Below are 14555 nucleotides of genomic sequence, written 5' to 3' on the forward strand. Positions count from 1 at the left end.
TGCTTCTGCTATCAAAGAATGCCGCATCTGCACAACCGCAAAAACGGAAGAGAGCGAAGGGTCGGATGAGGGGGCCCACGGCACAATGCCGATGATCCCCATCCATTAACTTCCGCTGTGGAAACCACAGTCGGGCATTGCCTTGTCGCTTTTCGCCGCTATGGTCCCGCAACTTTCGTCGACACAGGAAATCCCATGGCCGCTGACCTCCGCTTTCTCGCAGCCCGCATTGCGGCCGAAATCAACGCTCGGCCGGATCAGGCCAAGGCCGCCATCGAGTTGCTCGACGAGGGCGCCACCGTGCCCTTCATCGCGCGTTACCGCAAGGAAGTGACCGGCGGGCTCGATGACACGCAGCTGCGCAATCTCGCCGAGCGGCTGGTCTATCTGCGCGAACTCGAAGCCCGGCGCGCTGCGATCGTCGAATCGATCACCGGTCAGGGCAAGATGACCGACGAGCTGATGGGGAAAGTCGCCAGCGCCGAAACCAAGGCCGAGCTCGAGGATCTCTATCTGCCCTACAAGCCGAAGCGCCGCACCCGCGCCGAAATCGCCCGCGAACGTGGTCTTGGCCCGCTTGCCGAGGCGATCCTCGCCGACCGCAGCCGGGAACCGGCGGCGCTCGCCGAAGCCTTCGTCACCGCTGATGTGGCCGATGCGAAGACGGCGCTCGAAGGCGCGCGCGACATCATCGCTGAAGGCATTGCCGAAAATGCCGATCTGCTCGGCAGACTGCGCGCCCATATGCGCCAGGCCGCGCTGCTGAAGGCCAAGGTCGTCGACGGCAAGCAGGCGGCGGGCGAAAAGTTCTCCGATTATTTCGACCATTCCGAACGCTGGGCGACCGCCCCCGGCCACCGCGCGCTCGCCATGCTGCGCGGCTGGAACGAGGAGGTGCTGACGCTGACGATCGAGGCCGATGCCGAGACCGCCTCACCGATGAAGCCGGTCGAACGCATGATCGCCGCCGCCTACGAGATCGGTGCCAGCCGCCCCGGCGACCGCTGGCTGATGGAGGTCGCGAGCTGGACCTGGCGCGTCAAGCTGTCCATGTCGCTGTCGCTCGATCTGATGCGCGAACTGCGCGAGAGGGCGGAGGAGGAGGCGATCCATGTCTTCGCCCGCAATCTCAAGGATCTGCTGCTTGCCGCCCCTGCCGGCTCGCGCGCGACGATGGGTCTCGATCCCGGCATCCGCACCGGCGTCAAGGTCGCCGTCGTCGACGGCACCGGCAAGGTGGTGGCGACCTCGACCGTCTATCCGTTCCAGCCGAGGAACGATGTGCGCGGTGCCCAGATCGAACTCGCGTCGCTGATCCGCAAGCACAATGTCGAGCTGATCTCGATCGGCAACGGCACCGGCAGCCGCGAGACCGAAAAGCTGGTGGCCGACATGCTGGCCGAACTGCCGGCGCCGAAGCCGACCAAGGTCATCGTCTCGGAAGCCGGCGCCTCTGTCTATTCCGCCTCGGCGACGGGCGCAGCCGAGTTTCCCGATCTCGACGTGTCGCTGCGCGGCGCCGTCTCGATTGCCCGGCGTCTGCAGGATCCGCTCGCCGAACTCGTCAAGATCGAGCCGAAGTCGATCGGCGTCGGCCAGTATCAGCACGATGTCGACCAGCAGAAGCTGTCGCGTTCGCTCGATGCCGTGGTCGAAGATGCGGTGAACGCCGTCGGGGTCGATCTCAACACGGCGTCGGCGCCGCTGCTTGCCCGCGTTTCCGGCCTGGGGCCCTCGATCGCCGACGCCATTGTCCGTCACCGCGACAGCGAGGGCCGTTTCGAAACGCGTCGTGATCTGCTGAAGGTCGCGCGGCTCGGCGGCCGCACCTTCGAGCAATGCGCCGGCTTCCTTCGCATCCCGAACGGCAAGGAGCCGCTCGACGCCTCCTCCGTCCATCCGGAGGCCTATGGTGTGGCCAAGAAGATCGTTGCCGCCTGCGGCCGCGATCTGCGCGCGCTGATGGGCGACAGTGCCGTCTTGAAATCGATCGATCCACGCCAGTTTATCGACGAGAAATTCGGCCTGCCGACGGTGCGCGACATCATCGCGGAACTGGAAAAGCCCGGCCGCGACCCGCGCCCGAGCTTCAAGACCGCAACCTTCGCCGAGGGCGTCAACGAAATTTCCGACCTGAAGCCCGGCATGGTGCTGGAGGGCACGGTGACCAATGTCGCCGCCTTCGGCGCTTTCGTCGATATCGGCGTGCATCAGGACGGGCTGGTGCATGTGTCCCAGCTTGCCGACCGTTTCATCAAGGATCCCCATGAGGTGGTCAAAGCGGGCGACGTCGTCAAGGTTCGGGTGGTCGAAGTTGACGCCAAGCGCAAGCGCATCGGCCTCTCGATGCGCCGCGACGATGGTTCTCAGCCATCTCAGCCGCGCGGTGATTCTCGCGGAAATCAGGGAGGCCGGCCGCAGAATGAAAGGCGGCCTGCGGCGCCCAAGCAGGAGAGCCAGGGTGCATTCGGCGCAGCACTCGCCGAAGCCATGAAGCGAAAATAAGAGCTTAGCCGCCATTTCGGCAAAAATGCAACAGTTTGGCAGCGTTCTTTACAGAGTGCTGAATCCGGCGCTTGTAAGGCGAAAGAGATCGCCTAAGTTGGTGTGACCATCCTGTCACATTTGCGAGGCGTCCATGGCGTCGGCTTTCTTATCGATCGTCCAGCAAATCATCCGCAAGGGTTCGTTGAAGCTTACCCTAGCCAATGGCGAGACACACGTGATCGGCGACGGCACCGGCGACCTGGTCGTTGCCCGGCTTGCCGATCAGGAGGCCGAGGACGCCATCCGCCACGACCCGACGATGAAGCTCGGGGAAATGTACATGCAGGGCCGGTTCATTATCGAACAGGGCAACATCTATGATTTCCTGTCGCTGGTGAAACAGAACACCACCAACGAAATCTTCGATTTCAAGATGGCGGCACTGCTCCTCGGCCGTATTGCCTTGCAGCAGCTGAAGAGCCGACTGCCGGTCAATCGCAACAAGCACAATGTCGCCCACCACTACGACCTCTCGGCAAAGCTCTTCGATCTGTTTCTCGATGAGGACTGGCAGTATTCCTGCGCCTATTTCGAGCCGCCGGGTATCAGCCTGGACGAGGCCCAGCTCGCCAAGAAACGCCACATCGCCGCCAAGCTCCTGCTAAAGCCAAACCAGCGCATCCTGGAGATCGGCTCCGGCTGGGGCGGTATGGGCATGTATCTGACGGAGGCAACCGAAGGCGCCGAGTTCACCGGCATTACGCTCAGCGAAGAGCAGCTCAAGGTCTCCCGCGCCCGCGCCGAAAAGCGCGGTCTTGCCGAACGCGTGCGGTTCGAGCTGCAGGACTACCGCACCATGAATGGCCGTAAGTTCGACCGCATCGTCTCGGTCGGGATGTTCGAGCATGTCGGCATCGGCAATTACGGCAATTTCTTCCGCAAGGTCTCGGATCTGCTCGACGACAACGGCGTCATGGTGCTGCATTCGATCGGCCGTCCGAAGCCGAGCTTCGGCACCAATGCCTTCATCGAGAAGTATATTTTCCCCGGCGGCTATATCCCGTCGGTCGGCGAAGTCGTGCCGCCGCTCGAAAAGGCCGGGCTGCTGGTCAGGGATATCGAAATCCTGCCCATGCATTATGCCTATACGCTGCGCCATTGGCGCGAGCGTTTTGTGGCGCGCAAGGCCGAAGCGGTAGCGCTGTACGACGAGCAGTTCTTCCGCATGTGGGAGTTTTATCTCGCCGGCTCGGAAATGGGATTCCGCTGGGATGAGCTCTTCATCCTGCAGATTCAGATCGCCAAGCACCAGTTCGTCGTTCCGGACAACCGCAATTACATCGCCGAGAACGAAGCCAGGCTGAAGGAATTCGAGGCGAGGCGCCCGCCGCTCGAAAAGGTGACCTTCTGAGCGGCGCCGGCCGGACCTGATGAAAGGACATGCCGATGAGCAGTGCTTTTCCCGAGATCTATCTCGTCCGGCACGGTGAAACCGAATGGAGCCGGTCCGGGCGCCATACCGGACACAGCGACATTCCGCTGACGGCAGTGGGCGAGGCGGCCGCCCGCAAGCTTGCCGAGCGGCTCTCAGGCCCCTCCTTTTCCGCCATCTGGTCGAGTCCGTCCGCACGCGCCCGCAAGACCTGCGCACTCGCCGGCTTCGGATCGGGCGCAGTGATCCGCGACGATCTCGCCGAATGGGATTACGGCGCCTATGAAGGCATCACGACGAAGGAGATTCTGGCGAAGCGCCCCGGCTGGCAGCTCTTTCGCGATGGCTGCCCGAACGGCGAAACGGCCGCCGATGTCGGCGCCCGTGCCGACGCCGTCATCCAGGCGCTTCGCCAGGTGGCGGGCAGCATCCTGATCTTCTCCAGCTCGCATTTCCTGCGCGTGCTCGCCGCCCGCTGGCTCGGACTGCCGCCGGAAGGCGGCGCGCATTTCGTACTGGATACGGCTTCTATCAGCGTGCTCGGTTACGAACACGATCTGACGGAGCCGGTCATTCGCCGGTGGAATCAGAGATAAGATGCCGTCAGCCGTGTGGCCCCCTCCCCGAGGGGAGAAGAGGGAGCAAGGCGCGCCAACACTGGCCAAATGAACCCTTTTGCCCAAGAGGCACTGCATCCAATGGCGTCGCTGACGCAGCGGCAATCTCCCTCTTCTCCCCAGCGGGGAGAAGGTGGCCCGAAGGGTCGGATGAGGGGGCCACACGGCACCACTTTCATTAGCGCCCTTTGGTCGCCGTGGTTAACATTGGCGTAACGACCTCACGATAAACGTAGCCATCGCCGCCCTCCGCGGCTTTGTTTTTGCGTTTTCTGGAGTGCGGACGTGTTTCATCGGTCAGTCGTATCGATCTCTTTCCTTATTGCCTTTTCATCGATCGCTCCCGCGGCCGCACAGGACAGCGGCCAGCATTTCTGGTCGGGCGACTGGTATCTGAGCGTCGGCGTCGCCGGCTTTTCCGCCCCGAAATTCGAGGGTGCGTCGCATAACGAGTTCAAGTTCAGCCCGCTGATTTCGGTCGGCCGGCAGGGCGCCGGCCCGCGCTTTTCCTCGCGCAACGACAATCCCTCCTTCGCCCTGATCGACAAGGGCGCCTTCCGCGCCGGCATCGTCGGCAGGTTCGTGCCCTCGCGCGATGCCGATGACGATCACGACCTGAAGGGCATGAAAAAGGTCAAGTGGGGTGCCGAGGCCGGCGGCTTCGTCGAGGTCTATCCGACCGATTTCCTTCGCGCCCGAGCCGAGGTCCGCCAGGGCATTCGGTCCCATGACGGCGTCGTCGCCGATCTCGCCGTCGATGCCTTCACCGATATCGCGCCCGATCTGCAGCTTTCCGGTGGCCCGCGCGCGACATTTGCGACGAGCGGCTACTACGACGCCTATTACGGCGTCAACGCCAAGCACGCGGCGGCAAGCGGCCTCGATCCCTACAAACCCTCATCGGGCATCCAGTCCTACGGCGCCGGCGCGGCCCTGACCTGGAAGGCGACGGAAAACCTCTCGGCAAGCTCATTCCTCGAATATAAGCGGCTGGCCGGTCCCGCCGCCGACAGCAGCCTGGTGCGCGACCGCGGCTCGAAGAACCAGGTCCTGATCGGCGTCTCGGCGACCTACAAGTTCAATTTCTCGCTGCAGTGAGCCAGCGTAATCGCCCGAAGCGGTTCCGGGAACGATCTGCATCAACAAAGAACCAAAGTGCCGCGGCGATCGCTCCTTGACCGGATCGCCGGGCCGCCGCTAGATGAGCGGCATGCAAGACTCCGACCATTTTAACGATCGCGTCTCCGACGCGCCTTCCGACAACTGGGTCTACCGGATCCTGCCGCCCTGGCTCTGGCCCTATGCGCAGCTCGCCCGCTGGGATCGCCCCATCGGCTGGCAGCTGCTGATGTGGCCGTGTTTCTGGTCGGCGACGCTTGCCGCCAATGCGGCGATCGACGAAGGGGTCTATTCCGGCGGCCTGCTGGTTTCCCACCTTTTCCTCTATTTCATCGGCGCCGTCGCCATGCGCGGCGCCGGCTGCACCTACAACGATCTCGTCGATCACGAGATCGACATGCAGGTGGCGCGCACCCGTTCGCGCCCGCTTCCCTCCGGCCGCGTCACACGCGCCCACGCGAAAATCTTCATCGGTCTGCAGGCGCTGGTCGGGCTTTTCGTGCTCTTGCAGTTCAACTGGTTCACCGTCTTCCTGGGCCTGCTCTCGCTTGGCATCGTCGCACTTTACCCCTACGCCAAACGCTTCACCGACTGGCCGCAATTCTATCTCGGCCTTGCCTTCTCCTGGGGCGCGCTGATGGGCTGGGCCGGTATTCTCGGCGGAATTTCGGTCGCCTCCGTCCTGCTTTATGCCGCCTCCGTCGCCTGGACGATCGGTTACGACACGATCTATGCCCATCAGGACAAGGAGGATGACGAGTTGATCGGCGTCCGCTCCACCGCCCGCCTCTTCGGCGACAGGACAAGGGCGTGGCTGATCGGCCTTTACGGACTGACGCTGGTGCTGATGTTTGCGGCCTTCGCGCTTGCCGGCGCCAATCTCATCGCGTTTCTGGCGCTGCTCGGCGCGGCCGGCATGTTCGCCTGGCAGATCGTCCGGCTCGATATCGAGGATGCCGCCCAATGTCTGGCGCTCTTTCAGTCGAACAACCGCGTCGGCCTGATCATCTTCTTCGGTCTCTTCGTCTCGCTGCTCTTCGCCATTCCCTGAATGGAGCGCGAAACGACAAAACCCGGCGCCGGTGCCGGGTTTCAAATGCTTGCGAAAACGCAATCGCGATATCGCTCAGTTGCGGGCGATGATTTCCTTGCCTTCGATCCGCATGGCGACGCCGAGCTGGCCGGTGGTGCGGCGCACCAGGAAGCGCGGACGGCGATTGGCGAAGTAGGAGTGGCGGCGGCGCGGCTTCAGATCGCCGGTGCGCAGGGCGCCGATATGATCTTCGAGCGGCCGCGCGACGCCGTCTGCCTCGACCATGAGCATCGGAATGCGGAAGGCCTCTGACCAGCTGCGCCAGTCGGCGGCGATATCGCTGAGATCATGGGCGACCAGCAGCGGAATGCAGAGCTCTGGGTCGGCATGGTGGAGTTCGAGCGTGACGGTCACCTCGCCGTCGCCATGGTCGATGGCGCGGGCGGCGACACCCTTGAAGACACGCTTCGGCAGGGCAATCGAGAGCGGCAGGCCGCTGGAGGGAAGGACTTTGCGCAGGACCGCGCCGCGTTCGTCTATGGTGATGCTGACGTCATCCGAACAATCATGGATGGCGTAGCTGACCTGCTGCGGGAAGCGGGACGGATCGAGACGCAGCGTCGTGCCAGCCCAAGCGGGCTTCAAAACGGGATTGTTCATTTCATTCTACCCTTGTCTTACCTGAGAGCCGGTTTGCGGTCTTCTCCTCGGGACTTTTCGTCCTCTATGGCCGACAATAGGCGGGCGCCCTTCCGTACAGCTTAAAAATTGCGGTTAAGAAAACTTTGCCTCCCCTGATGGTTATCAAAACCGAATCCGGCAGGGTTTCCGGAAGGTGAATGGTGTGCCGTCCCGGAATGACGCAACCCAGAGGTAAGTCTCGGGTAAGTTTTGCGTGGCAAAATGGGCTTACCGGCAGTTCGTCGTTCTTTTAGAGATTTTGCCAAAAGGGCGCTTTTGATGATTACGGCTTCCCTCGCTTATTCGATCCTGTCGAAGGATATGACGTCGAGCCTCAACAAGGTTGCGTCGCAGGCGACGGTCAAGAAGGATGCGCAGTACTACGCCGACCATATCAACAAGGTCACCTCGGTCGACGACTTCCTCGGCGACTACAAACTCTACAGCTATGCTATGAAGGCCTATGGTCTCGAGGATATGACCTACGCCAAGGCCTTCATGAAGAAGGTGCTGGAGAGTGATCTCACCGATCCCAACAGCTACGCCAACAAGCTCTCCGATACGCGCTACCGCGAATTCGCCGCCGCCTTCAATTTCAACGCACCCGAGAAGGATGTGCAGACGGATGCCCAGGAGGACGAACTCATCGGCCTCTACAAGCAGTCCTTCGTCGATGCCGACAAGGCGTCGGCCGCCGAGAGCACCTATTACAGCAACAATATCGACAGCGTGCAAACCGTCGACGATCTGGTCAACAACACAAGGCTGCGCACCTATGTGCTGAAGACGTTCAAGATCGATCCGACCTATGCGTCGAAGGATTTTCTGCGCCAGGTGCTGACGAGCGATCTCAGCGACCCCGCCAGCGTCGTCAACACCCAAGGCGGCGACAAGTACAAGGCACTTGCCGCCCAGTTCAGCTTCAATGCCGACGGCACCGTCAACGGCACGGCGCAGACGGCGGCACAGAAGGCCTCGGTCATCGAGACCTACACGCTGAATTCCCAGTCCGTCATCATCGACAATTCGGTCGGTTCCGACGTTGTCTATGTCAGCAAGACGGCGGCCGAATACAACAAGGCCTATTATACCGCCAAGATCGGCACGATCACCAATGTCGACGACCTGGTCGCCGACAGCCGCCTGACCTCCTACATCAAGACCGCCTACAGCATGGGCGCCGACTTCACTGCGTCGGCACTGCGCAAGGTCCTGACCGATACCAGCTATGCGCAGCTGATGGGTTTTACCAATGTCTACAACGCCTTCAATTTCAAGGCGGATGGCTCGACCTCGAACACGGCGCGTGTGCGGACGATCGAGCAGGCGAACAAGCTGTCGTCGGCGGCGTCGCAGACCGCCAACTACTATAAGGTGACCTCGCAATCGACCGGCATCACCAATGTCGACGACCTGCTCGCCGACGCAAACATGGCGCGCTACATCAAGGATGCCTATGGGCTCGGCACCGATTTCAGCAATGCCGATCTGAAGAACATCCTGACCGACCCGGCCTATGCCGCCGCGCAGGGCCATGCCGATATCAATGCCGATTTCAACTTCCAGGCGGATGGCTCGATCAACGGTTCGGTGATCCAGACCGAGACGCAGCGGACATCGACGACCGACAAGTCGGCGGCGAATGCCGCCCACTTCAACGCCATGATCGACAATGTCACCAATGTCGACGACCTCATGTCCGATCCCGTTGCGGTCAGCTATCTCAGAACCAGCATGCAGATTGCCGACAGCGTTTCCGATGCGACCTTGAGGACTTTCCTCGTTGATCCAGCGGCGGCCAGCGCCCAGGGCTATAGCGACGTTCACGATCTCTTCAATTTCAAGACGGACGGGTCCGTCGCCACTCTTTATGCCACGCAGACCGCCACCCAAAGCGCCAACACGACAAGCAAGGCCGACAATGCGGCCGTCTATTACCAGTCGACCATCGCCGGAATCTCGAACGTCGATCAGTTGCTGGCGGACCAGAAGCTCAACAACTTCGTGCGCAATGCCTACGGCATCCCGTCCACCGTCACCGACGTCGATCTTCGCAACATCCTGACCGATCAGAGCGGCACCGGCACCTATGCGGACGTCTCCGCCGCCTTCAACTTCAAGGCCGACGGATCGCTCGAGGATGGCTTGGCTGCACAGACGTCCAGCCAGATCACCAACACGAAAATCGCCGCCGGAGCGCGCACTGACGACTATTCTTCCCGGATGGCGACGATCGCCAATGTCGATGAGCTCATCGCCGATCCCGCCATCTCCAATTTCCTGAAGAGCACCTACAATCTACCGTTCGACATCTCGGACGCCGAGCTGAAGAGCATCCTGACCGATGCGACGGCTGCCGCAGCCGCCGGCCATGCAGATCTCAATGCCGATTTCAATTTCGCTGCCGATGGATCGCTTCCGCCCGTCAGCTCGGTGCAGACGGCCGATCAGGCGCAGACCACCAATGACAACTATATGGCGCGCTATGACGACGAGCGCGACGAGGCGATCGACGAGGTCGGCGACAACTACTCGAGAATGATGGCCGACAGCAGCAGTCTCCTGAATTTCTCCGATATCAAGACCGTCAATGATTTCCTGCGCACCAATCGTACGGCCGATTTCACCAGGAGCAACGACAATCTGCCGGATCCCTATCATGTGGCGCTGCAGGCCTTCGGCCTGACGGACCAGGATGTGCCGCGCTCGATGATGCGCAAGATCCTGACGAGCGATGCCTATGACCCGGACGGCTATATCGCCTCGCTGAAGGACGAACGCATCACCAATCTCGCCCGCGCCTTCAACTTCGGCCCGGACGGCAAGGCGGCATCACCCTTCCAGGCGCTTCCCGACGCGACCATGGCCAAATACGCCACCGACTACAAAGCGCATATGACCATGCTGCTGAAGGCTGGCCCGGTAAAGGACAAGGCGTCGAAGGACGCGACCGCCGAAGTCGATTATTTTGCCAAGGGCATGGCGAAGGTGAAGTCGCTCGACGATTTCCTCGACGACAGCCGCCTGACCGATCTGGTGCTGAAGGCGAACAACCTCGACCCGAAGGATTATGACAAGGCGACGCTGAGGAAGATCTTCACCTCAGATCCTGACGACAAGAAGAGCTACCTGAACACCAAGGCCGACGCGCGCTTCAAGGACATCGTCGCCGCCTTCAACTTCGACAAGGACGGCAATCTGACCCGCGCCAAGATCGGCACGATCCAGAACAAGGGGGCGGAGGAGAATACCCAGGAGCTCTACGTCAAGCAGACGCTGGAGACCCAGCAAGGTGAAAGCAATGACGGCGTTCGTCTGGCGCTTTACTTCAGCCGCAAGGCCTCCAGCATCACCTCGATCTATTCGCTCCTCGGCGACAAGGCGCTTTATCAGGTGATCACGACAGCCTACAGCCTGCCGTCACAGATCTCGGGCATGGACGTCGCCAAACAGGCCGATCTCATCAATCGTTTCGTCAAGCTCGAGGATCTCCAGGATCCAAAGAAGGTCGACAAGCTGCTGCGGCGCTTCACTGCGATGTATGACGTCCAGAACAGCACCCAGCAATCGCCGGCGCTGCAGATCCTGACCGGCGGCGGCTGATAGCAATCCTAATTCTTTTCGGTTTCAAGGATTTGCCCCTCACCCTAACCTTCTCCCCGTAAACGGGGCGAGGGGACGTGCCTCGCGAGAGGCCAGCGGCGGGACGGAGAGGTCGCGGAATATCCCCTTCGCCCCCTTTACGGGGAGAGGGTGCCGGCAGGCGGACGAGGGGCTGCCGCGACCGTCACCTTCAAACGTCGAGACTGACGACCTTTCCCGGATTCATGATATTGGCGGGGTCGAAGGCGCGCTTGATGCGGCGCATCAGCTCGATTTCGATCGCCGGCCGGATCGCCGCCAGTTCGTCGCGTTTCAACTGTCCGATGCCGTGTTCGGCCGAGATCGAACCGCCATGGGCGAGCACCAGCCCGTGCACGATATGGTTCATTTCGCGCCAGCGGGCGATGAAGGCGGTCTTGTCGGCGCCGACCGGCTGGGAAATATTGTAGTGGATATTGCCGTCGCCCATGTGGCCGAAGGCGCAGATGCGAGCGCCCGGCATCGCCGCCATCACGGCTTTTTCCGCTTCGGCCATGAAATGCGGGATCTTCGACACCGGCACGGATACATCGTGCTTGATCGAACCGCCTTCCGGCTTCTGCGCATCCGACATGCTCTCGCGCATATGCCAGATCGCCTTCTGCTGGGCGACGGAAGCGGCGATCGCGGCGTCCTGCACCAGCCCGGCCTCGAAGCCCTGTTCCAGCACGCCATTCATCATCCGCTCCGCCGTCTCGGCCGAATCCGATGTCGAAATGTCGACTAGCACGTACCAGGGGTAAGCCGCTTCAAGCGGATCGCGCACGCCGTCGATGTGGCGGGTGGTGATCTCGACGCCGAAGCGCGGCATCAGCTCGAACCCGGTGAGCGAGGTGCCGCAGAAGCTGGCGGCAAGATTGAAAAGCGCAAGCGCATCCTCCACCGAGTGAAGGCCGGCGAACGCCACCTGATGGCCGAGCGGCTGGGGATACAGCTTCAGCACCGCACCCGTGATGATGCCGAGCGTGCCTTCCGCGCCGATGAAGAGATCGCGCAAATCATAGCCGGTATTGTCCTTCTTCAGCCGGCGCAGGCCATCCCAGATCTCGCCGGTCGGCAGCACCACTTCGAGGCCGAGGCAGAGCTGGCGCATATTGCCGTAGGCCAGCACCGCCGTGCCGCCGGCATTGGTGGAGAGATTGCCGCCGATGCGGCAGGAGCCCTCCGAGCCGAGCGACAAAGGAAAGAGCCGCCCATGCGCCTCGGCCGCCTTCTGCACGTCGGCAAGGATCGCGCCGCCGTCGGCGACCAGCACGTTCGCCACCGGATCGACGTCGCGGACCCTGTTCATGCGCTCCAGCGACAGGATGATGTCGGATTGGCCGGCGCGTGGCGTCTGGCCGCCGACGAGGCCGGTATTGCCGGTTTGCGGCACGATCGCCGTTCCTGTCTCCGACGCGAGCTTCATGATACCGGACACCTCCTCGACCGAGCCGGGCTTCAGCAGGAGAGGGGAAGAGCCGTGATAGAGCCCGCGGTTTTCGATCAGATGCGGCGCCAGATCGGCCTCGCTGCGCAGTGCGTATTTGTCGCCGACGATGGCGGCGAAGCGGTCGAGAAGATCGGTAGAAATGGCGCTGCTCATCGGGTCGATCCTCTTTGCTTCTCTCGGTCTGTCAGTCGCGCGGGGCGGCCGCCCTTTGCAGCCGGTCGTTGATGGCTTCGCCGAGTCCGTCCTCCGGAATCGGTGAAAAGGCGATGCTCGAAACGCCGCTGGCATCGGCCCGCTTCATGTAGTCGAAAAGATTGGCCGCCGCTTCTGCAAGATCGCCGCGCGGGCTGAGATCGAGAACGATGCGTGCGTCGCGCGCGCCTTCGACCACCGCACCGCCGAACGCAATCAGCGCCTCGCCGGGTTCCACCGCGCTCGCATTGAGACGCACGCTGGCGCCCGGCGCATAGTGCGAGGCGAGCATTCCCGGCGCCTCGATGGCCGCCGATGCCTTTGTGGCGCGCAGCAGCGGCCGGCCGGCGATGCGTTCGATTTCGCGCGCCGCCAGGCCTCCGGGCCTAAGCAGCCTCACCCGGTCGCCCTCCACCTTGACGATCGTCGATTCGACGCCGACGGTGCTCGGGCCCGCATCGAGGATCAACGGGATCTTCGCGCCGAGATCGGCCTCGACATGGGCCGCACTCGTCGCGCTGATCGCGCCTGACGTATTTGCGCTAGGCGCTGCGAGCGGCCGCCCGAAGGCGCCGATCAGGGCACCGGCGAAACCCTTCGGCACACGCACGCCGACGCTGTCGAGACCGGCGGTCGCCAGCGAATGGATCGGGCTTTCAGCCTTCAGCGGCAGCACGAGCGTCAGCGGGCCGGGCCAGAAAGCTTCGGCGAGCGCCCGCGAGACGGGATCGAACTCGGCATGGAGTTCGGCCATGGCAAGGTCGGCCATGTGGCAGATCAGCGGATTGAAGCGTGGCCGGCCCTTTGTCTCGTAGATGCGGGTGATGGCTGCCGGATTGGTGGCGTCGGCCGCAAGGCCGTAGACGGTCTCCGTCGGCATGGCGATGGCAAAGCCGTCGGAAAGAGCGGCTGAGGCCGCTTCGACCGCCGCCTGCCTGTCTTCCCTGATGTCGATGATGCGTGCCATCTGCTGTCCGGAGTTAATCCCGCCAGTCATTAGGCTTTCCACCGCCGCGGATCAATCGCTGTTATAGCTGCCGGATGATTTCGCGCAGCTGTTCGCTGCGGGCGCCGAGCAGCAGGACGTTGCGGATCGCCGCCTGCGGGTCATGGGTGCGGAAGAGCAAGCCGTTGCCGCGCACCGACCGGTCGATACTCATCTTCTCCGAGGAGTCTTCGCCCGCTTTGATCGCGACGGCGAAATACATGCGGGAATAACCAACGTCGATCCGTTCGAAGAAGTTGTCGTTCTCGCCGATGTCGGAATAGAAATTGGCGATGTAGAAGGCCCAGCTCACCTCTTCGTAACGGGCGAACTTGGTCCTTGAGGCGGTGACGTGGCAATAGCCGAGATGCGGGCTGTCCTGCAGCGTCCGGTGGAAGATCATCTTCGGAAATTGGATCGAATGGTGGAAGCCGTTGATGTGCTGATGCGTTTTCTCTCCGGCCACCTGCAGCTTGCGGCCGGTCTTTGCCGCGACCTCGTCATGGGTAAGGTAGCGCTTTTCCTCGGCCAGCCAGTGCCGCCGTTGGCGCGGAATGCGGCCGGTGCGGAGGAATTCGGAGTGCGCGGCGACCGGTTGCCGATCCTGCGGGCGGCTAATTTCTTTCGCGTCGAAATAGCGGAGTTTGGCCATGGTTTACATGCTTCGTCGGTCTCGGGTCGTCAGCAGGGTAGGAGTTTATGCTTAAGGGGACGTTAAGAAGCGGATGCTGCTTCGGACGGAAGCCAGCGATGTCGCAAACGCGACAATCGTCAATATCGGAGGGTGGCCTCTTTGCCGATCCGGTCTTTACGTTATGTCGCAAATGACGATAATTGCCTGCGGAGCCGAACGATTGGGGCTCGACTGCGAAGGCCGCTTGAGCCTCGGCGCATCCTGTCGTCAATTTCGAAGCCGATGTCGCATTACAACCAAG

The 14555-nt window shown here is 62.1% G+C and carries 10 protein-coding genes; 6 read left to right on the top strand and 4 right to left on the bottom strand.

What is annotated here, in order from left to right:
• The first annotated feature begins 195 nt into the window (after nt 1–195).
• The 5 genes from GGI60_RS22825 to ubiA all read left to right on the top strand — a co-directional run bounded on the left by GGI60_RS22825 (nt 196) and on the right by ubiA (nt 6706).
• A complete protein-coding gene (locus GGI60_RS22825; RefSeq protein WP_183918705.1) occupies nt 196–2505 on the top strand; it encodes a Tex family protein in 2310 nt (769 codons plus the stop codon).
• Between the two features lie 133 nt (nt 2506–2638).
• Nucleotides 2639–3898 carry an SAM-dependent methyltransferase gene (locus tag GGI60_RS22830; protein WP_183918706.1) on the top strand — a complete coding sequence of 420 codons (1260 nt, stop codon included), beginning with the start codon at nt 2639–2641 and terminating at the stop codon, nt 3896–3898.
• A 35-nt stretch (nt 3899–3933) separates the two neighbouring features.
• Nucleotides 3934–4515: a histidine phosphatase family protein gene (locus tag GGI60_RS22835; RefSeq protein WP_183918707.1), complete on the top strand. Its 582-nt coding sequence runs from the start codon at nt 3934–3936 to the stop codon at nt 4513–4515.
• A gap of 306 nt (nt 4516–4821) precedes the next feature.
• The gene (locus GGI60_RS22840) at nt 4822–5634 is read left to right on the top strand and encodes a MipA/OmpV family protein (RefSeq protein WP_183918708.1); all 813 of its coding nucleotides are present in this window, start codon (nt 4822–4824) and stop codon (nt 5632–5634) included.
• Between the two features lie 112 nt (nt 5635–5746).
• A complete protein-coding gene (gene ubiA / locus GGI60_RS22845; protein WP_183918709.1) occupies nt 5747–6706 on the top strand; it encodes a 4-hydroxybenzoate octaprenyltransferase in 960 nt (319 codons plus the stop codon).
• 75 nt (nt 6707–6781) lie between these two features.
• Here the strand turns inward: ubiA and GGI60_RS22850 are convergent, their stop codons facing one another.
• Nucleotides 6782–7348 (bottom strand): DUF6101 family protein, encoded by a 567-nt coding sequence (locus GGI60_RS22850; RefSeq protein WP_038687219.1) that lies wholly within the window; start codon nt 7346–7348, stop codon nt 6782–6784.
• Between the two features lie 300 nt (nt 7349–7648).
• Here GGI60_RS22850 and GGI60_RS22855 point away from each other — a divergent pair, with 300 nt between their 5' ends.
• Nucleotides 7649–10972, top strand: a complete 3324-nt coding sequence (locus GGI60_RS22855) for a DUF1217 domain-containing protein (RefSeq protein WP_183918710.1) — start codon at nt 7649–7651, stop codon at nt 10970–10972.
• A 190-nt stretch (nt 10973–11162) separates the two neighbouring features.
• On the opposite strand, the gene GGI60_RS22860 is transcribed toward GGI60_RS22855, so the two are convergent.
• From GGI60_RS22860 to GGI60_RS22870, 3 genes are all read right to left on the bottom strand, one after another.
• On the bottom strand, nt 11163–12596 hold the full coding sequence (locus GGI60_RS22860) for an FAD-binding oxidoreductase (RefSeq protein WP_183918711.1): 1434 nt from the start codon (nt 12594–12596) through the stop codon (nt 11163–11165).
• Nucleotides 12597–12627: 31 nt separating this feature from the next.
• Nucleotides 12628–13602 (bottom strand): L-threonylcarbamoyladenylate synthase, encoded by a 975-nt coding sequence (locus GGI60_RS22865; protein ID WP_183918712.1) that lies wholly within the window; start codon nt 13600–13602, stop codon nt 12628–12630.
• A gap of 61 nt (nt 13603–13663) precedes the next feature.
• Nucleotides 13664–14272, bottom strand: a complete 609-nt coding sequence (locus GGI60_RS22870; RefSeq protein WP_183918713.1) for a DUF6656 family protein — start codon at nt 14270–14272, stop codon at nt 13664–13666.
• Between the last annotated feature and the right edge of the window lie 283 nt (nt 14273–14555).

Source organism: Rhizobium lentis, from assembly GCF_014200175.1.
Taxonomy (GTDB): Bacteria; Pseudomonadota; Alphaproteobacteria; order Rhizobiales; family Rhizobiaceae; genus Rhizobium; species Rhizobium mulingense.